Origin of the sequence: Bacillus sp. FSL R5-0654 (assembly GCF_038008745.1) — a bacterium.
GTDB classification, from domain to species: Bacteria; Bacillota; Bacilli; order Bacillales; family Bacillaceae; genus Bacillus; species Bacillus safensis.
Genome location: NZ_JBBOZV010000001.1, coordinates 2121335 through 2145709 on the forward strand (window position 1 = coordinate 2121335; position 24375 = coordinate 2145709).

24 protein-coding genes and 1 riboswitch are annotated in these 24375 nt (G+C 40.8%); of the genes, 2 read left to right on the top strand and 22 right to left on the bottom strand.

From position 1 onward, the window contains the following. Nucleotides 1–24: 24 nt before the first annotated feature. The 14 genes from NSS76_RS10595 to NSS76_RS10660 form a co-directional block, all read right to left on the bottom strand. Nucleotides 25–207, bottom strand: a complete 183-nt coding sequence (locus NSS76_RS10595) for a DUF5359 family protein (RefSeq protein WP_341082134.1) — start codon at nt 205–207, stop codon at nt 25–27. 63 nt (nt 208–270) lie between these two features. Next, complete coding sequence (locus NSS76_RS10600) at nt 271–918, bottom strand: flagellar brake protein (protein ID WP_122631049.1); 648 nt, start codon at nt 916–918, stop codon at nt 271–273. 99 nt (nt 919–1017) lie between these two features. Beyond that, the gene (gene ypeB / locus NSS76_RS10605) at nt 1018–2367 is read right to left on the bottom strand and encodes a germination protein YpeB (RefSeq protein ID WP_024422822.1); all 1350 of its coding nucleotides are present in this window, start codon (nt 2365–2367) and stop codon (nt 1018–1020) included. A gap of 16 nt (nt 2368–2383) precedes the next feature. Then, the gene (gene sleB / locus NSS76_RS10610) at nt 2384–3295 is read right to left on the bottom strand and encodes a spore cortex-lytic enzyme (protein WP_024422823.1); all 912 of its coding nucleotides are present in this window, start codon (nt 3293–3295) and stop codon (nt 2384–2386) included. Nucleotides 3296–3429: 134 nt separating this feature from the next. Continuing rightward, a complete protein-coding gene (gene prsW, locus NSS76_RS10615) occupies nt 3430–4086 on the bottom strand; it encodes a glutamic-type intramembrane protease PrsW (RefSeq protein WP_024422824.1) in 657 nt (218 codons plus the stop codon). A gap of 155 nt (nt 4087–4241) precedes the next feature. Next, nucleotides 4242–5213 carry a YpdA family putative bacillithiol disulfide reductase gene (locus NSS76_RS10620; protein WP_024422825.1) on the bottom strand — a complete coding sequence of 324 codons (972 nt, stop codon included), beginning with the start codon at nt 5211–5213 and terminating at the stop codon, nt 4242–4244. Between the two features lie 124 nt (nt 5214–5337). Further along, nucleotides 5338–6612: a Glu/Leu/Phe/Val family dehydrogenase gene (locus NSS76_RS10625; protein ID WP_007500982.1), complete on the bottom strand. Its 1275-nt coding sequence runs from the start codon at nt 6610–6612 to the stop codon at nt 5338–5340. Between the two features lie 196 nt (nt 6613–6808). Beyond that, on the bottom strand, nt 6809–7387 hold the full coding sequence (locus NSS76_RS10630; RefSeq protein ID WP_024422826.1) for a genetic competence negative regulator: 579 nt from the start codon (nt 7385–7387) through the stop codon (nt 6809–6811). 165 nt (nt 7388–7552) lie between these two features. Further along, nucleotides 7553–8341, bottom strand: coding sequence for a metallophosphoesterase (locus NSS76_RS10635; protein ID WP_103131992.1), 789 nt, complete (start codon nt 8339–8341; stop codon nt 7553–7555). 87 nt (nt 8342–8428) lie between these two features. Next, nucleotides 8429–8884 (bottom strand): DUF2663 family protein, encoded by a 456-nt coding sequence (locus NSS76_RS10640; protein ID WP_332284197.1) that lies wholly within the window; start codon nt 8882–8884, stop codon nt 8429–8431. Nucleotides 8885–8948: 64 nt separating this feature from the next. Next, nucleotides 8949–9731: a LysM peptidoglycan-binding domain-containing protein gene (locus NSS76_RS10645; protein WP_332284195.1), complete on the bottom strand. Its 783-nt coding sequence runs from the start codon at nt 9729–9731 to the stop codon at nt 8949–8951. After that, nucleotides 9676–10317 (bottom strand): CPBP family intramembrane glutamic endopeptidase, encoded by a 642-nt coding sequence (locus tag NSS76_RS10650; RefSeq protein WP_024422830.1) that lies wholly within the window; start codon nt 10315–10317, stop codon nt 9676–9678. Before NSS76_RS10650 ends, NSS76_RS10645 begins: the two co-directional genes overlap by 56 nt. Then, nucleotides 10314–11822: a RecQ family ATP-dependent DNA helicase gene (locus NSS76_RS10655; RefSeq protein WP_341082143.1), complete on the bottom strand. Its 1509-nt coding sequence runs from the start codon at nt 11820–11822 to the stop codon at nt 10314–10316. The genes NSS76_RS10650 and NSS76_RS10655 overlap by 4 nt, the downstream gene beginning before the upstream one ends. Then, on the bottom strand, nt 11815–12867 hold the full coding sequence (locus tag NSS76_RS10660; protein WP_332284191.1) for a helix-turn-helix domain-containing protein: 1053 nt from the start codon (nt 12865–12867) through the stop codon (nt 11815–11817). Before NSS76_RS10660 ends, NSS76_RS10655 begins: the two co-directional genes overlap by 8 nt. A gap of 267 nt (nt 12868–13134) precedes the next feature. On the opposite strand from NSS76_RS10660, the gene NSS76_RS10665 reads away from it, so the two are divergent. Next, complete coding sequence (locus NSS76_RS10665) at nt 13135–13383, top strand: ferredoxin (RefSeq protein WP_008361239.1); 249 nt, start codon at nt 13135–13137, stop codon at nt 13381–13383. A 232-nt stretch (nt 13384–13615) separates the two neighbouring features. Here NSS76_RS10665 and NSS76_RS10670 read toward each other — a convergent pair whose 3' ends face one another. Further along, entirely contained in the window at nt 13616–14197 is a 582-nt protein-coding gene (locus NSS76_RS10670) for an ECF transporter S component (RefSeq protein ID WP_041109656.1), read from the bottom strand. Nucleotides 14198–14341: 144 nt separating this feature from the next. After that, a riboswitch (FMN riboswitch) is annotated at nt 14342–14472 on the bottom strand. 287 nt (nt 14473–14759) lie between these two features. Here NSS76_RS10670 and serA point away from each other — a divergent pair. Then, the gene (gene serA, locus NSS76_RS10675) at nt 14760–16334 is read left to right on the top strand and encodes a phosphoglycerate dehydrogenase (RefSeq protein WP_024422834.1); all 1575 of its coding nucleotides are present in this window, start codon (nt 14760–14762) and stop codon (nt 16332–16334) included. Nucleotides 16335–16368: 34 nt separating this feature from the next. On the opposite strand, the gene NSS76_RS10680 is transcribed toward serA, so the two are convergent. The 7 genes from NSS76_RS10680 to resB form a co-directional block, all read right to left on the bottom strand. Beyond that, nucleotides 16369–17016: a M23 family metallopeptidase gene (locus NSS76_RS10680; protein WP_122631054.1), complete on the bottom strand. Its 648-nt coding sequence runs from the start codon at nt 17014–17016 to the stop codon at nt 16369–16371. Nucleotides 17017–17120: 104 nt separating this feature from the next. Continuing rightward, entirely contained in the window at nt 17121–18227 is a 1107-nt protein-coding gene (locus NSS76_RS10685) for a sigma X negative regulator (protein WP_122631055.1), read from the bottom strand. Continuing rightward, a complete protein-coding gene (sigX, locus tag NSS76_RS10690) occupies nt 18139–18747 on the bottom strand; it encodes an RNA polymerase sigma factor SigX (protein WP_024422837.1) in 609 nt (202 codons plus the stop codon). The genes NSS76_RS10685 and sigX overlap by 89 nt, the downstream gene beginning before the upstream one ends. Nucleotides 18748–18949: 202 nt before the next feature. Further along, nucleotides 18950–20731 (bottom strand): ATP-binding protein, encoded by a 1782-nt coding sequence (locus NSS76_RS10695; RefSeq protein ID WP_024422838.1) that lies wholly within the window; start codon nt 20729–20731, stop codon nt 18950–18952. Beyond that, nucleotides 20728–21450 carry a response regulator transcription factor gene (locus NSS76_RS10700; RefSeq protein WP_044332833.1) on the bottom strand — a complete coding sequence of 241 codons (723 nt, stop codon included), beginning with the start codon at nt 21448–21450 and terminating at the stop codon, nt 20728–20730. The genes NSS76_RS10695 and NSS76_RS10700 overlap by 4 nt, the downstream gene beginning before the upstream one ends. 85 nt (nt 21451–21535) lie before the next feature. Continuing rightward, entirely contained in the window at nt 21536–22711 is a 1176-nt protein-coding gene (gene ccsB / locus NSS76_RS10705) for a c-type cytochrome biogenesis protein CcsB (protein WP_044332831.1), read from the bottom strand. Continuing rightward, a complete protein-coding gene (gene resB / locus NSS76_RS10710) occupies nt 22695–24374 on the bottom strand; it encodes a cytochrome c biogenesis protein ResB (RefSeq protein WP_171464488.1) in 1680 nt (559 codons plus the stop codon). Before resB ends, ccsB begins: the two co-directional genes overlap by 17 nt. Between the last annotated feature and the right edge of the window lies 1 nt (nt 24375).

Consider the following 24375-nt stretch of genomic DNA (forward strand, 5'->3'; position numbering starts at 1 on the left):
CCGCTCAAACGGGGGAATTTTCTATCAATCCTTCTGCTTAAACGTTTCAATCCATTCTTCAATGCTCATGTTGTTCACACCCTCATACTGCACGACTTTTGACAAATAAAGTTCTCCTTTCGTCAAATGAAGTGTGATCTGAACGGTAAGCAATAAAACAAGCTGAATGAGCACCACTTTCAATAACCATCTTTCCATTGTCTTCATACAAAAAGCCTCCACGCTAGATTCTTTCCTCTCTAGTATGGAAGCTTTTTACACCCTTTATTCTTATGCTTTTTTCACACGTGTTAAAAGCTGCTGCTGGAAGCAGTATTTCATGATGTGCTGCTGGTGGTCATTTGTGATCTCTGAAAACTCCATGATCGCTCTTTTTTTGCCAGACTGTTCATCTTCATATATTCGATTCATCTCTGCAACCGCTTTTATTTTCACGGGCTCTTTTAGGGGAAGTTCAAACTCTGTGACCACTTCTCCATATTCTTTCAATGACACGCCCTCAGGAACAGAGATTGCTACGCCGCCAGCACTCATATTTACAATAAACGTCTCAAAGGCCTCTTCGTCCGTTTGCATGATAGTAGCTTTGACCATCGTATCCACTCTCAGATATTCTCTTCGCTGAAGGCGAATCATTTCTTCTTTTGGCGGAATGGAAATAACAATCATCGGAATATCTTCTTTTCTTTTTCCGATGACTTCGCTTGTACATTTGTATGGAATTTGATTTTCGTCAAAAAAGAAGACGGTGATTTCTGTTTGGTGGTTTAAGTAGATGGTGCGGCCCGTTTCTTTATCAGCTGGATAATTAATGCAAATATCATCGTTATTATTTTCCAAAACCTTCGATTTTGCTGTTTTCACTTCTTTGTTCTCATTGACATATTCAATTGTGATTGCATCCCCTATTTGTAACATTCCTCATCACTCTTTTCATCGAAATCGTATCCTCTCCTATATTAAACCATGTCTAAAACAAAAGGAAAAGACTTATTAGCCTTTTCCTCGTTTCCTTTTTTATAGGTCTTTATATATAGGTTCTGCGTTTTTTAGTTTATCTACTCGTTCTTCTTTTCCAGTATCTGCATTAATGAACATGCGATACGTGTCGTTTTTTATCGTTCCGAGGAACTCATAGCACAGAACTTCCTCTGACATATCATTTTGCACAATCGCTAAATGAGTATCTTCGATCTTTACATGCTGATTTAATGTTTTCTTCGCTTCTTTTTGCGAGATTTTAGGTGCTTTAATGTCTCGTGTTTTATGATTCGTTAAGTAATCCTTCGCTGAAAACCCAACAACCTCACCATCGTCCAATGCGACTTTCATGCGTATACTATCTGGATAAAGCAGAACATTTTTCTGAAGAGGAACATAGGTAAATACACCGATATTATCAAATTGTGCACTTTCATCTAAATGGAACGATTCTGTGTCAAACCCTTGCTTCTTTAGGAAGCTGAGTGCTTTTTCTGATGCCTCATTCAAACTGATTTTCTGTTTTTTCACGTCACGATTCTGAAGTAGGTAGACTGGGTGTCCTCCTTTTTCAGTTAAGTCTAGATAAAAGTTTGCATGGCTGTCTGGATCAGACATCGATAAGCTGTACACGTCGCGATTGGTTTTGCTGCCGCTTTTTCTCACTTTAAAATGTTGATTATGGTCTGGTGTGAATTGCTGTGCAATGCGGATCGCTTCTTTTTTTGAAATCTTATCGCCTTTTAAATGATTGTAGCCTTGTGTTTCTTTTTCTGTGGACACATTTGTAGGCCCAAGATCGACATCTGCAAATGCATCTGCATTTCTCTCGACTGTTTTCAGCCCGTCAATGATGGTGTTGTCGTTCTTTCGATCGCCGTCAGCGAGCGCCATTTCAACATCCATCCATTTTAAGTTTTTATTAAGTACGAGGTGCTGCACTTGTCTAAGTTCGTTTTGGATATCTGACGCTTGATTATATAGAGCTGTAATGGTTTTGTGCGTATCTTTATTTAATGGTTCATCTGATAAAGATTTGACTGATGATTTGTAGCTAAAATCTCCGACATTCGCCAGGAATTCTTCCGTTTTATTAAAAGGCATCAATGTAAGTGGGAGCTGGCTGACATTGTTATGCGCTTCTGATGACATTCTCCATACATCTGCAAGTGCTGGTGAGATGGACGTTTGGCTGTTCATCGCAAGTGTTGCGCCCAGTTTGTCATGCAGCTGATCCACCTGATACGTTAAATCATGGAATGCTCTTTGGTAGTTGTTCTCAGCATGAAGCAGTACGGCGTCTTTTTCTTGATGTTCTTTATAGCCCCAATAACCTGTTGAGATGACAGCAATTCCTAAAATAGCAATCAATATTCCTCTGATCATTTATTTACACCTCTTTTTATTCGCAGAATATATGTTTCCCGATTCGTTTAATTTGTGGTCTTCCCCAAATCCATGGACTTGTTGCTGTATCAGGATTAAAGTAATAGATGGCGCTCTCAGATGGATCCCAGCCATTGATTGCATCAAATACAGCTTTTTTCGCCGTTTCATCTGGCGTCATATAAAATTGCCCATCTGCTACAGCAGTAAACGCAAGCGGTTCAAAAATGACTCCTGCGATCGTATTTGGAAAGGTCGGATTGTTCAAACGGTTTAAGATAACGGCCGCGATAGCCACCTGTCCTTCATACGGCTCACCTCTTGCTTCACTGTACACAGCTTGCGACAAGAGCTGAATGTCATTACTAGAAAAACCACCAGGCATGTTGGCTGCTGTTTGTTTTGGTGTTTGATTTCCCTGCTGGCTGCCTGACTGATTGCCAGACTTCCCAGATGATCCACTTTGACTTTTTTGATTTTCGTTTGTACCTTGGGCTGTCTTTTTTTGCGAACTTCTTTGCGCAGGAGCCTTTGTTTGCTGATCAAGAGGCTTCCCGCCATAATGGGTAAACTGGTTCCCTTCCTGCAGCTGCTTTTGAACAAACTCTTTGTAGTATTTCGTCTTTTGAACTAATAAGCTTTTTGTTTTCTCACCTACAAGTCCATCGACCTTCTTCATGCCAAATTGGCTTTGAAAGTTGCGAACGGCCCAGTACGTCCCCCAGCCATAGACGCCATCGATTTTGCCATTGTAAAAACCATTGTATTGGAGCCGCGCTTGTAGCTCGACTACATCTTCTCCTGTTGCCCCGCGCTGGATGACTTGGGCGGTGAAGGCTTCACTTTTACTGGCTGTCAAAAGTGAAGACGCAAGAAGAACGATTGAGAAGATAAGAACAATTTGTTTCATGAAACGAGCTTTATCCATATTTGATCCTCCTGTACTTTTGATGTTTGAATATATGTTTCTTCCGATCCCTATTTTTATACATTCAACACAGGAGAGAATTGGATGGAAAAGACAAAAAAACGCCCTATCAACAAATAGGACGTTTTTCAAAATTAAATTTGCACCATTTTTACCGCACGGGCTTTTTTTGCTTTCCTTAAACCAAACCACCATAAAAAAATCATGAACGGCACCATGATATATCCCCAGTTTTTCATCCCTAATAGAATGAAATCATACAGGCCGTGAAACAGCACAGGGAGCGTTAAAGAAAGGATCAGCCATTTGCGCTGCTCTTTTTTATCAGAGAAGCGGGCTTTTCCGATATAAAAACCCATCACAACACCAAATAATGCGTGACTTGATACAGGTAATAAAGCACGGGTAAACGCATATTCGACCCCATGACCGACTAAGTAAAGGATATTTTCAAGTGTTGCAAAACCAAGTGAGACACTCGTTCCATACACAATTCCGTCATAGTGTTCGTCAAACTGGGCATGTGCATAAACGCTGACCATTAAAATAAACCATTTTAATGATTCCTCTAAAAAGCCCGACGTCACAAATGAAATCAAGATAGGGTTTGTTGCGATATTTTCCTCTTGAAGGACATATTGAATAAACATGGTTGGAAACACAAGTATGACACCTAGCATAAAAGATCTGATGACCATGTGAACCGGCTCATTGTCGTACTGATCTTTCAAATAAAAATAACTTAAAAGTGCGATGCCGGGAGCTAAACCTGCTGAGATGATTGCGATCATAACCAGACCTCTTTCCCTACATTATCCTTCATTATCGTACCATGATTTACCCTTTTTTTATATGACTCGGGCCTATTTTTCTAAAAATACCTTTCTATATAATCCCAATTTATATAAAAAAGAACCGAACCCCTTTGAAGGATTCAGTTCTTTTTTTATCCGTTGATTCTTTTGTTGATTTCTTCTGCAATGAGTCCGCCATGAAATCTTCCATTTTCAATGAAAATTTCATTGGCATTATTTCCAGCAGCAATGACTCCCGCAATGAAAATACCTTCAACATTCGTTTCCATCGTCTGTTCATCAAATGCTGGACGGCCTGATTCTGGATCAATCGTGACACCCATTTTTTCTAAGAAAGAATGATCTGGATGATAGCCAGTCATAGCAAATACATAGTCACTTTTCACTCGATCCGTTTGATTTTGCTGGTTTGTAAAGATCACATCTTCTTCTGTGATTTCTTTCACCTGCGCACCAAACTCCATTCGAATTGTTCCATTACGGACAAGCGCTTCAAACTCTGGTAAAATCCAAGGCTTGATGCTGGATGAATATTCAGTTCCTCTATACAGCACAGTGACTCTGCTTCCGCATTTCACAAGTTCTAGCGCAGCATCCACACTGGAGTTCTTTCCGCCGATCACCGTCACATCTTTATCAAAATATGGATGTCCTTCTTTAAAATAGTGATATACGTGGGGAAGGTCTTCTCCTTTGACGTTCATATAGTTTGGATGATCATAGTAGCCAGTCGCAATGACGACGTAATCACATGAATAGTTGTCTTTTGATGTATTCACCGTAAAACGGCCATCTTGTTTCGTCACGGCGTTTACTTTTTCAAAAGCATGTACACGCAGTTTTTTTCGTCTGACGACCTCTCGGTAATAAGAAAGTGCCTGAATACGAACGGGCTTACGGTTCTCAGTAATAAAAGCGACATCACCGATTTCAAGCTTTTCACTTGTACTAAAAAAGGTTTGATGTGTTGGGTAATGATAAATACTATTCACGACATTCCCCTTTTCAATCACAAGTGCATCAATCCCAATTTGCTTAAACGCGATGGCAGCTGATAACCCGCATGGGCCGCCTCCTATTATGATCGCTTTTTCTTGTTTCATTTGTTCCACTCCTGTCATTTCACTGCAATAACAATTGCTGGGCTGTTTGATTCTTTGTTCCATTCCATAAAAAAATCTCCTATTTAAGGATAGGAGATTTTAAGGCGCGATGCAAATCAGCCGCTTAAATCCAGCCTCTGAATCGAGAAGCTTCAGCCATTTTACGTACACCGACCATATATGCAGCAAGACGCATATCGATTCGGCGGTTTTGCGCCATTTCATAAATATTATTAAATGATTTCACCATCATATCTTCTAAACGAGTTTCAACTTCTTCTTCAGTCCAGTAGAACCCTTGGTTATTCTGAACCCATTCAAAGTAAGAAACAGTTACACCACCCGCACTCGCAAGTACGTCTGGAACAAGCAGTACACCACGATCTGAAAGAATTTTAGTTCCTTCCAGTGTCGTTGGGCCATTTGCTGCTTCTACGACAATTTTGGCTTTAATGTTTGCCGCATTATCTTCTGTGATTTGGTTTTCAATGGCTGCAGGTACTAAGATATCACAATCCAGCTCAAGCAGCTCTTGGTTTGTAATTGTATCGTTAAATAGTTTAGTGACGGTTCCAAAGCTGTCACGTCGGTCAAGCAAGTAGTCAATGTCTAGACCATCTTCATCGTATAATCCGCCGTATGCATCTGAAATCCCTACGATTTTTGCTCCAGCATCATACATGAATTTAGCTAAGTAGCTTCCTGCATTTCCGAATCCCTGTACGACAACACGAGCTCCGTTAATGTCAATTCCTTTTTTCTTCGCCGCTTCTTTGATGCAGATCGTCACACCTTTTGCTGTTGCAGTATCACGTCCGTGTGATCCTCCAAGAACAATTGGTTTTCCTGTAATAAATCCTGGCGAGTTAAATTCATCAATTCTAGAATATTCATCCATCATCCATGCCATAATTTGAGAGTTCGTAAACACGTCTGGTGCTGGAACATCTTTTGTTGGTCCAACAATTTGACTGATGGCGCGAACATAGCCGCGGCTTAGTTTTTCAAGCTCTCTGAATGACATTTCTCTTGGATCACAGATAATACCGCCTTTTCCTCCGCCATAAGGAAGATCCACAATTCCACATTTTAAACTCATCCAAATTGAAAGCGCTTTTACTTCTTTTTCCGTAACGTTCGGGTGAAAACGGATTCCGCCTTTTGTTGGACCGACAGCATCATTGTGCTGTGCACGGTAACCAGTGAAAATTTTCACCGATCCATCGTCCATACGTACTGGAATTTTGACCGTTAATAGACGAATTGGCTCCTTCAGCAATTCATACACTTCCTGCGGATACCCTAATTTGTCTAGCGCTTTATGTATGACGGTTTGAGTTGACTTTAAAACATCTAGCTTATCTTCTGCGTTATGAGCGGCGTTTTGATCGGCTGCCATTAAAATAAACCCCCTAGAAATCTTTCATGATCTACTGCTCCCTTTCAAGCAATAGTATACACCTTCGTACTGGTAAAGCAAAGGTAAAAAGCGTTTTTTATCAAAATAAAATATCAGCGTTTATAAATATAAAAAAGGATATAAAAAAATACTGTTGTTTCATCACAACAGTATTAAATATAATAGAAAAAAGTGATTAAAAATACATTTGAATCGTTTTCACAGCATCGTCTTGCATGATCACTTTTCCATATTCTTTTAGCCGGTGAATGGTGAGTGTCGTAGGTGAACCAAACTCTGCTAAAATCGAAATGACTGTATCAGCAGATAATTCTCCAACATCATCCAGGCTGAGATAATATTGACCTTCATAATGGTAAACTGTACCCCCTAAAAGTCCAATACGACTTAAACTATGGGACAGTTGAATCACATCTTCAAACGAGGCAAATTGATAGAGCACATGCTTACTCTCGTCGAGCTTGACTTGCATCTCAATGTAATCTTCATCAAACTCATCATCAGCATCTTCCTGCTGACTCTTTGTGACAATGACGACCATCCCCTGCGCCTGAAGAGAAAATACTTCAACAGCAATCGGTCCATTCGCTTCAAAACCGAGCTCCTGATTCGCTTCGTTCATCATGTCTTTAAACAGCTGATGGACTTTGAACGAATCTTTCCAAAGGTCTTCTTTCGTAAGACCTCGGTCTGTCAGGTCATCTAGTGTGAGAAAAATTTTGATTTTATTATAATTCAGACGCTCCAGTCGCATAACGTTCCCTCCTGCCTCTTCTAAACACACATCATACTGTAGTATATGAGATGATGAGTCATAGGTTCTTAATTTTGTATTCAGTTTACACTGTGTCAAGACGGAAGACAAGCATGAAGCTATGCTTACGGTGACTTTTATGGAAAATATTGAGGGTGCCGCAAATTAACGCGTTTTTAGAGGCATTAAATAGATCAGATGGGTTTCTGGTTCTGCTCCGAGACGCATGGGAATTTTTGTTGTCCCGTATCCATTACTAATGAGAAAGAACGCACCTTTGACCTGGCCTGTTCTTCCTTTTTCATATGGACCAAATTTCCCAATTCGGATCTGTCCCCCATGAGTATGACCGCTCAGGACAAGGTCGATTCCCTCTTCTTCACTCATCAAATGATGTACATCTGGATTGTGTGATAAGAGAATATTGACATCATCTTTCACAAACTCTGGCCGTATCGCTTCATAATCTGCTTTTTCAAGCCGAATATCATCAATTCCTCCGATTTTGATTCGCTGGCCATCGAAATTCCATACAGCCGTTTCATTTTGCAAAGTCGTGACATCGTATGCATGAAGAATCTCTTTAAACCTTTGCTGATGCAGCTCATGATCATTATTTCCCCAAACAAAATAAACCGGCGCAATTCTTGATAAACGTTTCACATTTTCTTCAATCCTTGCGTAGGGCACACCTTTTTCTGCTAAATCTCCGCCAATCATAATCACATCTGGCTCTTCCTGTCTGATTTCTGCTAATAAAGCGTCACTGATGAGACGTCTGTGTGTATCAGAAATAAAGAAAATGACAGCAGGCCGGTCTGATTGAAGTGCTTCTATTGTAAAGTAATGCTTTTTGATGTTGTTTTGTTTTGCCGTTTTCACCATTTTTGCCGTTACACACACACCTGTTGTAACAGCCGCAATGGCGGCAGTAAATCCGATGGCATATTTCATCACAAATGGCTCCCTTACATATCTTTCTTTCATAAGACGCTTGAATGAAAAAAGACGTTTCAACTGTTAAACGTCTTTTTTTCTCATTTATTTACTTTCATAATAGAGATTAATGTCAAATTGCTTCTGCATATAGTGAAAAACCGCCTCGCGCTCTTTCCACTGATTTGATTGCGGCCATAAGTCTGTGCTCTTTTGTATAATTTCACATCGAAGCCGATGATATTCATCCTCAGCCTTTTCTTCTTTTTTCTTATAATAATAAGATGCGTAAAAAGCAAAGACCTCAGCCATGATCCAAAACAGAAATACTTCATGACCAAGCAGTGTGGCAATCATGGCTTCCGGCTGAAGCGAGCCGCCTCCCGTATTTGCCGTGATCACAAAATAAAACAAAAGAATGGCCAGCGATAGAAGGGCTGTCCATTGCCATCTTTTGCACTGCTTGGCAAAACCCTCATATTTATGCTTTCTTTTGATCAATGTTTCCATCATCTTCTGTGTCGGCTGATCCATATATCGGCTGATTGTGTGCAATGTCATCACATACACCCTGTCCCTTTTTTCTACATATGTATGTGCATGCTTCTTTTTTCATGTCAGGTGATTAGTTTTCTAGTGGAATATTCAGCACTTGACCACTGTACACGCTGTTACCTTTTAAATGATTATAGGCTCTAATTTTCTCTTCACCCGAACGGTTTTTGTAATATTTCATTGAAATTCGATACAGGTTTTCCTCTGGACCAACAGTGTGCTGCACGACACGGACTGGCTTTTCTTCCTGCTTCTTTTTCTCTTCGGCTTCTTTTCTTTTTTTCTCTTCCTGTTGCTTTTGCAAGGCTAGCTGCTGCTGTTCACGCTTTTTGGCAGCTTCAGCTCTCTCGCGTTCTTTTTCTTTCGCTGCTTGTTCACGCTCTTCTTTCTCTTTAGCAGCTTTTTCTTTTTTCTTCTGTTCAGCTTTTTCTTTCAATCGCTGTTTTTCTTCCTCTTTCTTTTGCTTCACATCATCAGACGCATCCGCTTTATTAGCGCTTGAATCATTTTTCGTTTCGGCAAGTGCTGACGGGACTGGGTCTGTGTCAGCACTTGATGTAGAATCAATATTATATACATCTTGATTATTATTATGGTTGATTTCCTTTGATGTGTAGTAGATCAAAAGGAAGAACACTGTGACAACGATAATAGGAAAGATAATAGCCAGTGTTGTAAACAATGGATTGCGCACCTTTTTCGTGCGCTGCTTTTTATATTCATGAAAATCTTCTCGTGTAGGAAAGTGAGAGTCATCTGAAGGCTGAACTTCTTCTTCAAAAATTTCCTCTACATCATCATGGATGTTTGTCAGCTGCTCCTTCTTTCTCTTCATTCTCGACATTTCTTCCATGTTCATCCCTCCCCCTATATTTCAAACGAATTTGACAAGCAAAGACTAAGTCAATGACAAAATGGGTCATGACAGGAACAAATAAATTCCCCGTCCACTCGTATAAAAGTCCTAAAAAAATACTAATAGAAACCACAAGGATAAACAAGAGTATTTTTGATAAGTAGCGAAAGTGAAGGAGCGCAAACACAATACTGGCAATCTCCAGTCCAAATTGCTGCTGGACGATCCCTCGGAATAGAATTTCCTCTGAAAAGGCGATGAGCAGTGTTAACCAAACAATATGCGGGATGCTGCGGTTTTTGAACATTTTTTCATTTAATCCGCCATCATCATACATATGAGCAGGAAACACCTTCATGACAATCGCATCCACAATGATCACAACCGCAGCGCCGCCAATTCCATAAGTCAGTATCCGCGCATCTTGGATCTCCCAAAGAGATGTGAAATCTGTCCAATGATCAAACATAAATATACCTAGTAAAAAGGAAATGACCAGCATCAGCAGCTGCGTGAAATACAGCTGTTCTACTACTTGTCGATCGGTTAATTTTTCGATGATCCGGCGATGTTGTTCAATCAATGCTGCGCCTCTTTTGTCAGATGAAACATACGATCCAGCACGGTCTTCCAGTGTTTCATTTCATTCAGCTCCAATGGTTGATCTTTTTTTTCATAATCAGACAGGTCAAGTCCGCAAGAAGAGCAGCAGCTGCCAGAGGATGCGCTCTCTGTTTGATCAAGCTGTTCGTAAAAGTATGATAACAGAGATTGTCTAAAGCAGCCATGATCTGTGATCCGCTCCTTAAATTGCCACACTTTTCTCAGTTTTTCTGTTTGTCTGTCCTGCAATTTCTCTTTCAGTTTCATCAGCAGCACACGCGGCTCGTCAGACTGATACATCCTGTAATAATGGATCAGCATTCTTGCACGTGTCTCCTGAAGCCCTGATTCCATTAATTGTTCACGTAATTTCTTTTCATCATTTGTCTGCATTTGTATCAGCCTGGCTAAGAAGAAATCAATTTCTGGCTCATCAAAGCCCTCTGCTTGTATTAAATGCTGTTGAATGTCCGCATCCTCTTCTGTATATAAAAGAATGCTGACACTCTTTTTCCCGTCCCGTCCTGCTCTTCCAATTTCCTGCATAAATGCTTCAATTGACTGCGGCGGGCTCATATGAATAACAAATCGTATATCTGCTTTATCAATTCCCATTCCAAAAGCACTTGTACAACAAATAAGATCAAGCTGTCCGCTGATAAATTGCTGCTGAATAAGCATACGGTCTCCTGGATCCATCCCGCCATGGTAATACTCTACACGCTGATGGGTTTTTTGTTTCATAATGAGCGCCATATCTTCTGTCATTTGCCGGGTTGGGCAATAAATCAGACCGGGGCCCTGAAGATATTCAACAAGCTCAATAGCCCGTTTTTCTTTTGCTTCTTTCGTTTCGTCCGCTTCTTTGACTAATGCGATGTTTGGCCGGTTGACAGAATGAATATGAAAGTCTGGATGCTTCAATCTTAACGTTTGTACGGTATCTTTTAGCGTTTGTTTTGTTGCAGTTGCCGTCAGTGCTAAGGCGACAGGATGACCTAACGCTTCTCTCCATTCTCCCAGCTTGGAATATTCCGGTCGGAAATCATGCCCCCATTCGGATATACAATGGGCTTCATCGACGACGAACAGACCAATATGCATCGATTTGAGCTGTTCTAGCAGTACCTCTGACATTAATGCCTCAGGGGCGACGAATAAAAATTTATATGAGGGCAAATGCCGAATGATATGTCGTCTCTCCTGAAAAGACAATGTGCTGTTCAGTGCCGCCACTCGTTTTTCTCCGCGCATTTTCATTCGTTCGACTTGATCCTCCATAAGCGATAACAGCGGCGAAATAATGAGAACTAATCCATCTGTCATATAGCCGGGAATTTGATAGCAGATGGATTTCCCGCCGCCAGTAGGCAGCATGGCAACCGTATCCTTTTGATTCAGTACACTTTGAATAATGTCCTCTTGACCCGTTTTAAATGAGTCGTAACCAAAATATCGCATGAGCGTCTGATGAAGCTTATCCATGTGCTTTCACCATCCTTGTCAGAGCCAATCGTATTTGAAAATAAGTAAATGGATGTTCGAGTTTTTCTTTAATCAGCTTCATTTTATTTGTTTGAAGCTCTCTGGCTACTGCATGAATGGCCTGCTGCTCTTCTTCGCTCACATACGGCTCTATTGAGAAGCTCGGTTCATGTATGGACAGCTCGACAATATGGTCTTCGATCGTTGCCTTTTTTAAAGAGCGAATGTGAGCAATTTGATCAATATCAAAGCCTTTTTGCACAAGCTCGAGCGTTTTGTGCGTAGAGGTTGTCAGCACGCGTTTGAATTCAAGGTCACCTACGAGCTTTTGCATGAGCTGCGCCTCACCTTTTTGGGCAGCATGAATAAAATAATGGAGGACATTCCAAAAAAGCAGGTACACATACCACACATCTTCTTTTAGCCACTCTGCCATTTGCTGATACGTACGCCCAATTCTTTCATTTGAGGTCAATGAATAAACAAATATCAACGCCTCTTGATCACTTATACGGCTAAGGAGCTTTTCGAGTTCATGATGCAGCTCTTCCGATAGCTTATTCTTCTCGTGATGCTGTTTTAAGAAGGATTTCGTCCAGCTTTGTACAGATACATCTCTTTGTATTGGGACATATTGATGCAATCCAGCCAGATGGTGAGACAGCACTTGTACAAGTAACGAGAGCCTCATCCATAACACCTTTGCTTTATCATGATATTTGGCACCATGAAAATAAGCGGGCATCGGTTTTTCTGAGAAATGCTGGTTTAGCATTTGCTGTCCTGCATCTGTAACAATGAATGTCTCCCCTGTTTTTTTGATGTAGTGCTTTTCGTCAAGCTTTATAGTAGAGCGATTCAGCTGATCCCTCGTAAACCCCGGGTAACAGCCGAAATACTTTGAAAGCTGAAATAAACTGGCATCCTGTATGGTTTGTGATGATTTTTTTCCTTTAAAAAGATGGTAGACAGCACTTATGGAGCGTTCGCCGTTCAATTTATATACGCTGTCCATTAACATGACATCCAAGTAATGAAGAGTCATTCGCCAAAGCACCTGTCTTCCTGACAAAATTCGAATATTTTCTCCCTTTATTTTAACAGATTTCATAGAAGAAGAAATGTTTAAACTCAATTTGTGGGGGAAAGTTATGAACAAACCCTTATGTGATAAGCATTCTCAATCACTTTACAGTTGAAATGTGAAATTAAAATCATTACAATAAGGTTTGAGGAAATTGTTTTTTATCGGTGAAACTAAAAAGGTTAGACCATTTGTTCCATCGAACAATCTGGGAGGTATTTTTTTAACATGGCAAAATATACAATTGTAGACAAAGACACATGTATTGCTTGCGGCGCATGCGGTGCAGCTGCTCCAGACATTTATGATTATGATGATGAAGGCATTGCATTTGTTACGCTTGATGACAACCAAGGGACTGTAGAAGTTCCAGAAGTACTTGAAGAAGATATGCTTGATGCATTTGAAGGATGTCCAACAGATTCTATCAAAGTTGCGGACGAATCTTTCGATGGTGACCCGCTTAAGCATGAATAGTATAAAAGCCCCTTATGCAGGGGCTTTCAGCATGTAAACAAACCCTCGCATTCGGTGTCAGGTCTGCGCTCCAGTGCTCACGAATATTCAATTCGCTCCGCTCCGGTACTCGTCCTTCCTAGACTGCAAAGGTTTTCTATCACGCTGAAAAGAAGACAAAGAGCTAAAATAAAGATCATTTTAGCTCTTTGTCAACAATCTAAAAGCCCCTTATGCAGGGGCTTTTTTTATATTAACTATTTTGAAGTCGGCGTTTATTTTCAAACCATGGACGCATTTTCACAAAAATGAGGCTAAACACGATGGTAATGATGATTCCTTTAATAAAGTTAAATGGTAAGATCCCTGCTGTAATGGTCGTCTTGAGCGCATGATCAGATAGTTCTGGCGCGTTTAAGAACCATGTGTAAGCTGGCAGGAATAAGAAGTAATTTAAAATACTCATCATCACAGTCATAAGCAATGTACCCGCAATCATAGACCATGCCATCCCTTTTGCTGATTTGATTTTTTTGAACATAAAGGCGACTGGCAAGATAAATAGTGTGCCTGCAATGAAGTTCGCGACTTGCCCAACTGGAACGCCGGACATACTGCCTTGAATGAGGTAATGCAGTACATTTTTTAATGCCTCAACTGCAATCCCTGCACCCGGTCCATAAATTAAAATTGCAATAATTGCCGGGATATCACTAAAATCAATTTTCAAATACGCTGGAAGACCCGGGAAAGGAAAATCCAATAAAATTAACACAAACGAAATACTGCTGAGCATACTGGTAACAACTAAACGCTTTACTTTACTTTGATTCAATATTCTCTCTCCTTTTCGATCAAATCTTTCGAAAAGAGGATTGTTCCATTTTAGCCACAAAAAAACCGCCCTTGAAAACAGGAGCGGGGAAATTGGGCTAGACAAATAAACGTGTGAACATCAATGTTTTCAACGTTTATGAACCTCCATCTTCTCCCATCCAGACTATACTGTCGGCTTCGGAATCACACCGAATCCTGCCAAAAAGGCTCGCGGGCTTAGAGACTATGCTCATCACCGCCGGTAGGGAATTGCACCCTGCCCCGAAGATTGATCATTATTCAATTCGACATCATTATATATGATATATGAGCATTTGTACAGATAAAAATCCTGAGCAAATTCATCAGTTTTAAGAAATCGTAAAAAACACAAAAATTCTAATGACAAATGCGTAAAAATTGGTTATCTTTTGTTTAAAGGTGTTCATTCTTTATAAAGACACAAAGAAATGTTCGTGTTTCCTTTTTCACTTTACTGCTTTAATTTGATTGACACAGTGAAAAGGAATATGGTAAATTATCAGATATTTATGACGTTTATTTTAGGAGGAAATCTAACGATGTTTCGAGTATTAGTCTCAGATAAGATGAGCAATGATGGTCTTCTACCACTTTTAGAATCAGATTTTGTTGAAATTGTCCAAAAAAATGTAGCAGAAGCAGAAGATGAATTACACACGTTTGATGCCTTACTTGTCAGAAGTGCCACAAAAGTAACGAAAGAGCTTTATGAAAAAATGACTTCCTTAAAAATTGTCGGCCGGGCCGGTGTGGGAGTAGACAATATTGACATTGATGAAGCGACCAAGCATGGCGTCATCGTGATCAATGCACCAAACGGTAATACGATCTCGACAGCTGAGCATACGTTCGCTATGATTTCATCACTTATGCGTCATATTCCACAAGCCAATATTTCTGTCAAATCAAAAGAATGGAACAGAGGTGCATATGTTGGTGCTGAGCTTTATGGAAAATCTCTTGGGATTGTCGGTTTAGGCAGAATCGGAAGTGAAATCGCCCAGCGTGCAAGAGCATTTGGCATGACAGTCAACGTGTTTGACCCATTTCTCACAAAAGAACGTGCAGAAAAAATTGGCGTCAATGCGAAATCACTTGATGAAGTACTCGAAGTATCAGATATTATTACGGTACATACGCCATTAACAAAAGAGACAAGAGGACTTCTCAATAAAGAAACGATTGCAAAAACGAAAAAAGGTGTTCGCCTTGTAAACTGTGCGCGCGGCGGCATTATTGACGAAGCTGACCTTCTTGAGGCACTTGAAAGCGGCCATGTCGCAGGAGCTGCACTCGATGTATTCGAGGTAGAACCTCCAACTGATAATCCGCTTGTGGATCATCCACACGTCATTGCAACTCCGCATCTTGGTGCCTCTACAAAAGAAGCACAATTAAATGTAGCGGCGCAAGTATCTGAAGAAGTCCTTCAATTTGCAAAAGGCCTTCCTGTCATGTCATCTATTAATCTACCAGCGATGACAAAAGACGAGTTCAAAAAGATTCAGCCTTATCATCAATTTGCAGGAAAACTTGGACGTCTTGTCTCTCAATCCATGAGAGAACCTGTAAAAGAAGTAGGCATTTCTTACGAAGGCTCTATTTCAAAACTCGAAACATCATTTATCACAAAGAGTCTCCTGTCAGGCTTTTTAAAAGAGCGTGTTGATTCGACTGTGAATGAAGTAAATGCTGGAATGGTCGCAAAAGAACGAGGCATTAGCTTTAGTGAAAAAATTTCTTCCAGCGAATCTGGTTACGAAAACAGTATTTCTATTGAAGTCAAAGGTGATCTTTCAACCTTTACTCTTAAAGCGACTTACATTCCGCATTTAGGGGAACGCGTAGTTTCTATTAATGGCTTTAATATTGATTTTTACCCAGATGGACACCTTGTCTATATCCAGCATACAGATGCACCTGGTGTGATTGGAAAGGTTGGACAGATTTTAGGCGACCATGATGTCAACATCGCAACAATGCAGGTGGGACGTAAAGAAAAAGGCGGCGAAGCCATTATGATGCTTTCTTTCGACAAGCATCTAGAGGACGAAATTGTGAAAAAATTAACTGAAGTGCAGGATATTCTTTCTGTCCGCCTGATTGACCTATAAAAAACAGTGATAAACCTCATGCTTTGCATGAGGTTTATTTAGTTGAAACCATTAAACGGTCTCCTGTTCGAATGAGGTGAGTGGTCAGCTCATTGATCATTTTCAACTGTTCCACAGTCATTTCATGCGCCTTTGCTATCGACCAAAGGGTATCCCCTTGTTTAATGACATATGTATTTTTTTCATGTCCATTTACATGAAGAGCCGGCTCTCGGAAGCGTTCCACAGCAATCATTTTGAGCGGATCTATTGCATCCTCTTTGCTGACTGACCAATTGCCACGATGTACTTCAAAATGCAAATGAGTGCCTCTGGAGGCCCCTGTGTTGCCAATTATGCCAATCGGCTGTCCCGCTTGTACATGGTCACCCTTTTTCACAAAACGCTCGTGTAAATGAGCATAGACAGTTTCGTATCCATTCGGATGCTGAATAAATACAACTTCTCCATATGTAGCCGATACATACGAACGCGTGACCACACCTTCACTTGCAGCAAAAATGGATTCTCCTTCTGGCGCAGCTATATCTAATCCCTTATGCGAGCCGCCCCTTGTCCCAAACAAGTCAGTGACTTCTCCTTTCACTGGTTCCACCCATTCGGTTGTCTTCTGCGCATGGGCAAATGGCGCTAAGATCAAGAGCAAAAAACAGCTGGCACTTATGAAGCAATACCTTTTCATCAGTGACTCCCCTTCTTTGAGGTTCTTTTCATGACAGCTTAGTATACAGCAAGAAGACCATTTTCTATACATCAAAAAAGAACGCAATGAAATGCTTGCGTCCTTTAACGTTCTTTGATGACAACTGGATTCGGCAGAGCCGGTACCTCTATTGGTTCATTTAATTCATATGGTCCTACTTGATCTGTTCCTCCATATTGAATGGTGACATCTGTAAAACCAAAATCTTTCGCTGTGAGCAGCAGACCTTCAATGAGTAGAGTATGATCAATTGAGTCCGATAATTGCGCTGATGCTCCAAACGTGATGGTTACATGCTTACCTTTTGATGTCACTTCTTTAATGGGTTCTTCTTTAATTAATGGTTCAAGTCCAGAATCACTCGTGCGTTTCATGGCCTCTACCGCATCTTCATAAGTAGAATAATGTGTTTTTGAGGGCACCAAAAAAGTCCCGCTCTTATTTTCTAACACGTAATAAGCTTTCTTCGTTTGTTTATCAATTGATATCGTGCCAAAGCTGCTAGTCCCTAATTGAAGATGAGAACCTTTAACTGACCTGACCTCCACTTGTTTATACCTGCTCCATTTGAGCGTTTCTTTTACCATATCTTTAAATCGATTGGCTTCCTTTATCGTATCAAGGGACAAATCATTTTTTAACTGAAAAACAAGTGTATTCCCATTTTCACGAAGGTCCACCATCTCAAGATAAGATTGAAGAGGCTTTGTCATTTCAGGCAGCTGCACCTGTTCATATGTGTTCATCATTTCCTGCAAATGGCCATGTTCATTCTCTTTTTCAATACTTATGGGAACCACTTGAGATGTCGATTCATCTATGTATGCAACCGTCATATACTTTTGCTTGTCTTCATGAGAAACAACGTGTGTGGTACCATTTGCCTGTTTGACGGGCTCTAATGTGGCATTTGCCTGTCCTTTGTCAGCACTTGATTCCATTTTCATCTGTTGATGCTGTTCTTGAGCAGCCGGCTGAAATAAATGAGGAGAAATTAAAAACGCCATAAATAAAACCACAACGGTTGCCACCGCTGGACCGATCCATTTGACACTTTTCTTTTTCTTCCCGCTTGCCATCAGCACCTGCTGGTATATCTGCTTAGATGAACGGTTGTCCTCCACCTTTGGAAGCTGACTTAGTAACACCTTGATTCGTTCTTCGCTCCAATCGGACCTGTTCGTTTTCATTCACTAGCTCCTCCTTCAAAAGCTCCATATGTTTTCGGAGCACTTTCAGGCCTCGGTGCTGCGTTGTTTTGACTTTGCTTTCCGAGAACTTTAGCGCCTTTGCCGTCTCCATGATTGAGTAGCCCTGGATAAACCTTAAAATGATGACAGCTCTTTGATCAATCGTGCAGTGATCAAGCGCGGCATAAATTTCTTTAGTATTTTCATCCTGTACAGCCAGTTCGTCTGGGAGCAAGTCTGGGTCTTTTACATCCTGCTTATCCCAATCAAACGTGCCGAGTACCCGTTGTCTAATGGTTTGCTGCTTGCGAAACCAGTCAATCGCCACATGCCTTGCAATTGAAAACAGCCATGTTTTCTCGCTGCTTCTTCCTTCAAAAGTTTTATATGAGTGAAGTACCCGAATGTAAACCTCCTGTACGAGATCCTCTGCCTGATTTTTATCTTTAACCATGTAAAATAAAAACTGGTACAAATCTTGATGGTACGAATCATATATTTTTTGAAAGGTTTCATGCATAGGAAACCCCTCCGTTCACTTATTTTTGTCGAGTGACTCTTATAAAACGTTACATTACAACTTTATGACAAATATATTACAAGTTCGACAGTTTGGAAAGGGCTTTTTGTTTAACTTCTCCTTAAAAATTTGAAAATAGAAAAACACTTCATTTTCTTTACGAAAAGAAGTGTTTCTCATGTAACAAGATTCTTCGTCAAGATTAGACGAGTTCCTGCTTTTTTCTCGGAATATAGAATGTGAAGTGTGTACCTGCACCCGCTTTGCTATGAGCATGTATAGAGCCTTGATGTGCCTCGACGATGTTCTTCACAATCGCAAGGCCAAGTCCAGTACCAGAACGTCCTCTTGTCCTTGCTTTATCGGCTTTATAGAAGCGTTCGAAAATAAAGGGCAGATCCTCTTCGGGAATTCCGCTCCCCGAATCTTTTACATCCATTTTCAGTCCGTTCTCCACCGATTGAACCGAGAAGTGAACCTCGCCGCCCTCTGGTGTATGACGAATGGCATTATCAATGAGATTCGTAAACACTTGCTCAATCTTATCTGGATCGAATACAAAGTACGGTTCAGCCACTTGAATATCATACGTAAGGTCGATTTGTTTTTCTTTCGCAATCCCGAGAAACTTACGGTAAATCTTCTCTGTCAGCTCTTCCGTATCTGTTGATTCAAGATTCAGTGTAATATGACCTGCTTCCATTCTCGCTAGATCTAGAAGATCATTCACAAGACGTCCCATTCGAAGTGATTCATCATAGATAATTTGCGCAATCTCTTTCTTTTCCTCTTCTGATCCTGCAATATCATCTACAATTGCCTCACTGTACCCTTGCAGCATGGCAATTGGTGTACGAAGTTCATGACTGACATTGGCAATGAAATCTTTTCTCAGCTTATCAAGTCTTCGTTCCTCCGTCATATCACGAAGGACTGCAACTGCTCCCCTGACATCCTGCTGATTATACAGCGGAGACATAAGAAGAACCCAGGTACGCCCTTGCAGCGTAACTTCGATCATTTGCTCTTTTTCTGTACTGACAGCTGTATGAAATAGCTCGCGCGCTTCTGGCGGCAGTTCATCTCCATCTTTGATCTTCATATTTTGCTCGTAATACCATGCCTGTAAAAATCGTTCTGCTGGAGGATTTGTCATCAAGATCGTTCCATCAATATTGATGGTGATGACGCCATCAGCCATACTGCTTAAAATATTAGATAAATGTTCTTTTTCTTGATTTAAGGCTGTGATATGGAATTTAAGCTGCTTCCCCATTTGATTAAAGGCGATCGCCAGTTCTCCAATTTCATCTTGCGTTAAAATAGGAATCTTTGTATCAAATTTCCCTTTCGCCAAATCTTGTGCACCCTCTCTCATCTTTCTGAGAGGATAGGTGACACGTGTTGACAAGAAGAAAGCGAATATAGTGGTCAGTACAATCGCAATTCCGGCGGCTAAAAAGATGTAGCGTGTCGTATGTTTCGTTGTTTGTTCTACAGCGAGGAGTGACTGAGAAAGAAAGACCATGCCTTTTTTTCCGTTCGCCTCATATGGAACACCGACTACAATCCGTTCATCTTTTTGATTGCCTGCATCAGGTTCTGCCCGTTTACTGATTTTTTTACGATCTTTCAGTGCTTGATTTAAATCGCTGTCTGCTTCAATTTGTTTCTTTGTAATCGCAGGAAGCTTCCCGTCTTTTTCAGACGAATACCACTCTAGCCCGTCCTCTTGGATGATCGCAATACTCGTCAATTTGTCAGCGAGCTCTGATGTAATCGACCTTGCAAGCGATTGATCCTCATGGCTTTCTAAAATGACCGCTACTTTGTTTGCCATTTGTGTTAAATCAGATTTTGCTTCTTCTACATGATAATTCTCAATGAACTCTAAAAGAAGCACAGTTAAAATAGATAAAACGATCAAGACGAGGAAAAGAATGGTTAACCATAGCTTTCCTACAACACTTTTCCACAGTTTCATTCAGCGCCGACCTCAAATTTGTACCCGACACCCCATACAGTTACGATTTTTTTCGCTGCTTCTGGTGACACTTTATTCAGTTTTTCACGAAGTCGTTTGACATGCGTATCAACTGTTCGTAAGTCTCCAAAGAATTCATATTGCCATACTTCTTTTAGCAGCTTTTCTCTGTCATAGACCTTATCTGGTGTTTTTGCAAGGAAATATAAAAGCTCATATTCCTTCGGCGTGAGGCTGACTTCTTTGCCATCAGCCGTCACTCTATGTGCATCATGGTCAATAGAAAGATGAGAAAACACAAGAACATCCTTTGTTGTTGTCCCAGTATTCAAATAAGACGTTTGAGACGATCTTCTGAGCAATGCCTTTACACGTAAAACCACTTCACGCGGGCTGAAAGGTTTGACAATGTAGTCATCCGTTCCTGCCTCAAACCCTTGAACGCGGTTGGCTTCTTCTCCTTTTGCCGTCAGCATAATGATTGGAGTCGCTTTTTTGTCTCGAATTTGATTACACACTTCGATTCCATCTGTACCAGGCATCATTAAATCGAGCAAAATGAGGTCGTAATCGGTTTGAAGCCCTTTTTGAATCGCCTCATCTCCATTTTCCGCTTCATCGATTTCATAATTTTCACGTTCTAAATACATTTTTAAAAGGCGGCGAATTCTTGCCTCATCATCTACGACTAATATTTTCGTTTGAGTTTTGTGTTCCATTAGACAGTCCTCCTGCTTTCTCCGTTGTTACATTCATTTTAACAAAAAGCCGAATTGAATCATAAAAGTTGGCTTTTCCTTGTGATTATGCGTAAGAATGAAGCCCCGCAATGACAAGGTTGACAAAGATGAGATTAAACATAATAATGGCGAAGCCGATCACAGCAAGCCATGCGGACTTTTCACCATGCCAGCCTCGCGACAAGCGAAGATGAAGATAGGCAGCATAAAAGAGAAACGTAATCAATGCCCATACTTCCTTCGGGTCCCAGCCCCAAAACCTAGTCCATGCAATTTGCGCCCAGATCATGGCAAAGATCAGCCCGCCTAACGCAAATACAGGGAAACCAATCGAAACCGCCCTATACCCAATTTCATCAACTAAATCTAGGTTCACCTGTTTCACTAGCGGTTGAAGCAGTGCGCTCAGCCGTTTGCGAATGATCAATCGAATGAGTCCGTATATGATCAGCCCTACGCCAAATGACCATAACACCGTATTGACCTTTCTACCTGAAAAAACAGGCGGCAGCTCAACAAACGGTTCCAAACGATCTTCCGTCACAAGCTCCCCTTTATGAGGTCCGACAAGAGCTGGCAGCTCATAGACCATCTCACTTTTTTCTTTATTTTTATCGATCCAATTAAATGTCGCTTCATATCCTGTCATTCTAAAGATAGATGTAACAGCGATAAATGCAAGTGTGACCACAATCATAAACATGACAAGCTCTAAACCAAACGTCTTCTTCCCTGGCTTTGTTTGATCCACATGCTTTAATAGAAAGATGACACCTGCCACAAAGCTGATGGCTAAAATGGCTTGGCCAAGTGCTGCTGTTGTCACGTGAATATAAAGCCAATTACTTTGAAGTGAAGGAATCAGCGGTGAAATATCTGATGGGAACATACTTGCATAGGCAATAATCAATAAAGCGATTGGAAGTGTGAATAAACCAAGTACAGATACTTGATACACAAAATATAAAATGATGAATGCAAGCACCAGCATCATGCCAAAAGCCGTTGTGAACTCAAACAAATTACTGACTGGTGCATGGCCAGATGCGATCCATCTTGAAATAAAATAGCCCAACTGGCTCAAAAAACCGATGATGGTAAGCGTAATGCCAATGAGTGCCGCCTTATTCCTGCGCGGTCCTTCTTCTTTTTTTCCCTTAATGGCACCACCAAAAAAAGGAACTGCCGCTAAATAAAATAGAAAAGCTGCAAATAACAGATTTTCACTGACTGCCGCCATCTAATCCTTCCCCCTTGCTTTTGCTGATACTTGTTGTATCAGGCAGTTCTTTTTGATCAACTGGCTGTTTGATGCCACTGCCGTTCAGTAACACTCCAATATCGGACTTTAAGCCGAACCAGTTTTTGTTTGTATGTCCTGCCACCAATACTTTTCCATCCTTTGCCGACAGCCAGATTCTTCTATGCTGCCAATACATCCCCTGCACGACACCAATCATGAAGATGATTCCGCCTACTATGAGCACGCCAAGTGTTAAATCCTTTCTAACTGTTAACCCTGTGACGTTTTTCGTTTCAACCCGATCAAACTTCATTTTATATAAATTATTATCAGAACCCTCTACTGTCTCTTGAATGGCGACAAAGCTTTTTTCACCTTTAGGTTTTTCAGGAGAAATCATTTCAAACACGAAAGCAGGATTATTCGGATTCCTTGTTTTCGTACTCGGCGTTCCATCATCGTCAAAATAAAAATCAGGCAGATAGCTCATCACCTTGACTTTGTAACCGCTACCAAGATCATATTCTGACTTAGGCTCCAGCAGATTAATCTTCACTGTACCGAAAGATTTTTCTGTATCTTTACGAATCAGCTGAAAGACCATTTGATCGAGTTCATTTTGCTTAAAATCTACTTGATATAATGAGAAATTGTCAAACTTGAGCGGTTCATTCACTTTGATATCGTGTTCTGTTACCTGCTTCAGCTTGGGCTTTTCACCAAATACAACTTCTCCTTCACGTTTGTATAAAATGGCATCCGTTTTATAGCTTTTCACCACTTGACCGTCGCCAGCTTTTTCAATGGCATTCTCAAACACTTCTTTTTCATTTCCAGTTTCATAACGATCAATTGAAAACGCATTATTTTTCAAGAAATATTGACCATCCGTACCTGGAATCGGTGCAGTTTCACCTTCTCTGACCCACAGCGTTTCGTCTACGTACATGCCCGGGACGAACCGGAGCATCGATCCAATGAGAAAGATGATTAATCCAATGTGATTGACGTAAGGTCCCCAGCGTGAAAAACGTCCTTTTTCGGCTAAAATATACCCATTTTCTTCTCGCACGCGGTAACGCTTTTGTTTCATTGCTCTGATGATGCCTTCATATGTATGCTGATCTAATGTTTTGTCTGTCTCACTGAACAGACGCTGTCTTCTCATAAAGCCTTCTTTTTTGATAACCCCTTGGTTTTTGAGTGCTCGATAAAGAGGCATAACGCGGTCGAGACTACAAATGACAAGAGAGATTCCGATTGATGCGATAAGAGCTAAAAACCACCAAGAATTATAAAGGTCATGGAATCCAAGTGTATAATACAGCTTGCCAAATGATCCATATTGCTCTTCATAATACGTGGAAGCAGATGCTCCTGGCGGAATAAATCGCTCCTGCGGAAAAATCGTCCCAAGCGAAGAAGCAAGCAGTGTAATGACAATCAGCCACACACCTACTTTAACGGAAGAAAAAAAGTTCCATACTTTATCAACAATCGTTTTGTTATATGTTTGCGAGCGTCTTGCACTGCCGTCATATCTCATATCAAGCAGCTTTGAAGAGTTCTTCTCTTTAGCCGCAATGGGATTCCCGCATGATTCACATAGAACAGTACCGATTGGATTAATATGTCCACACTCGCACTTTACCTCTTTCATT

Excerpts from the sequence above, each read along its gene's own strand:
- NSS76_RS10695 (WP_024422838.1), bottom strand. The coding sequence starts at position 20,731 with ATGAAACTGTGGAAAAGTGTTGTAGGAAAGCTATGGTTAACCATTCTT.
- ccsB (WP_044332831.1), bottom strand. The coding sequence starts at position 22,711 with ATGGCGGCAGTCAGTGAAAATCTGTTATTTGCAGCTTTTCTATTTTAT.
- NSS76_RS10645 (WP_332284195.1), bottom strand. The coding sequence starts at position 9,731 with ATGGAAGAAATGTCGAGAATGAAGAGAAAGAAGGAGCAGCTGACAAAC.
- NSS76_RS10700 (WP_044332833.1), bottom strand. The coding sequence starts at position 21,450 with ATGGAACACAAAACTCAAACGAAAATATTAGTCGTAGATGATGAGGCA.
- resB (WP_171464488.1), bottom strand. The coding sequence starts at position 24,374 with ATGAAAGAGGTAAAGTGCGAGTGTGGACATATTAATCCAATCGGTACT.
- NSS76_RS10630 (WP_024422826.1), bottom strand. The coding sequence starts at position 7,387 with ATGCGACTGGAGCGTCTGAATTATAATAAAATCAAAATTTTTCTCACA.
- sleB (WP_024422823.1), bottom strand. The coding sequence starts at position 3,295 with ATGGATAAAGCTCGTTTCATGAAACAAATTGTTCTTATCTTCTCAATC.
- NSS76_RS10595 (WP_341082134.1), bottom strand. The coding sequence starts at position 207 with ATGAAGACAATGGAAAGATGGTTATTGAAAGTGGTGCTCATTCAGCTT.
- NSS76_RS10600 (WP_122631049.1), bottom strand. The coding sequence starts at position 918 with ATGTTACAAATAGGGGATGCAATCACAATTGAATATGTCAATGAGAAC.
- NSS76_RS10625 (WP_007500982.1), bottom strand. The coding sequence starts at position 6,612 with ATGGCAGCCGATCAAAACGCCGCTCATAACGCAGAAGATAAGCTAGAT.
- NSS76_RS10685 (WP_122631055.1), bottom strand. The coding sequence starts at position 18,227 with ATGAAAACGAACAGGTCCGATTGGAGCGAAGAACGAATCAAGGTGTTA.
- NSS76_RS10640 (WP_332284197.1), bottom strand. The coding sequence starts at position 8,884 with ATGACATTGCACACAATCAGCCGATATATGGATCAGCCGACACAGAAG.
- NSS76_RS10655 (WP_341082143.1), bottom strand. The coding sequence starts at position 11,822 with ATGGATAAGCTTCATCAGACGCTCATGCGATATTTTGGTTACGACTCA.
- serA (WP_024422834.1), top strand. The coding sequence starts at position 14,760 with ATGTTTCGAGTATTAGTCTCAGATAAGATGAGCAATGATGGTCTTCTA.
- NSS76_RS10665 (WP_008361239.1), top strand. The coding sequence starts at position 13,135 with ATGGCAAAATATACAATTGTAGACAAAGACACATGTATTGCTTGCGGC.
- NSS76_RS10635 (WP_103131992.1), bottom strand. The coding sequence starts at position 8,341 with ATGAAATATGCCATCGGATTTACTGCCGCCATTGCGGCTGTTACAACA.
- NSS76_RS10620 (WP_024422825.1), bottom strand. The coding sequence starts at position 5,213 with ATGAAACAAGAAAAAGCGATCATAATAGGAGGCGGCCCATGCGGGTTA.
- prsW (WP_024422824.1), bottom strand. The coding sequence starts at position 4,086 with ATGATCGCAATCATCTCAGCAGGTTTAGCTCCCGGCATCGCACTTTTA.
- NSS76_RS10660 (WP_332284191.1), bottom strand. The coding sequence starts at position 12,867 with ATGACTCTTCATTACTTGGATGTCATGTTAATGGACAGCGTATATAAA.
- ypeB (WP_024422822.1), bottom strand. The coding sequence starts at position 2,367 with ATGATCAGAGGAATATTGATTGCTATTTTAGGAATTGCTGTCATCTCA.
- sigX (WP_024422837.1), bottom strand. The coding sequence starts at position 18,747 with ATGCATGAAACCTTTCAAAAAATATATGATTCGTACCATCAAGATTTG.
- NSS76_RS10680 (WP_122631054.1), bottom strand. The coding sequence starts at position 17,016 with ATGAAAAGGTATTGCTTCATAAGTGCCAGCTGTTTTTTGCTCTTGATC.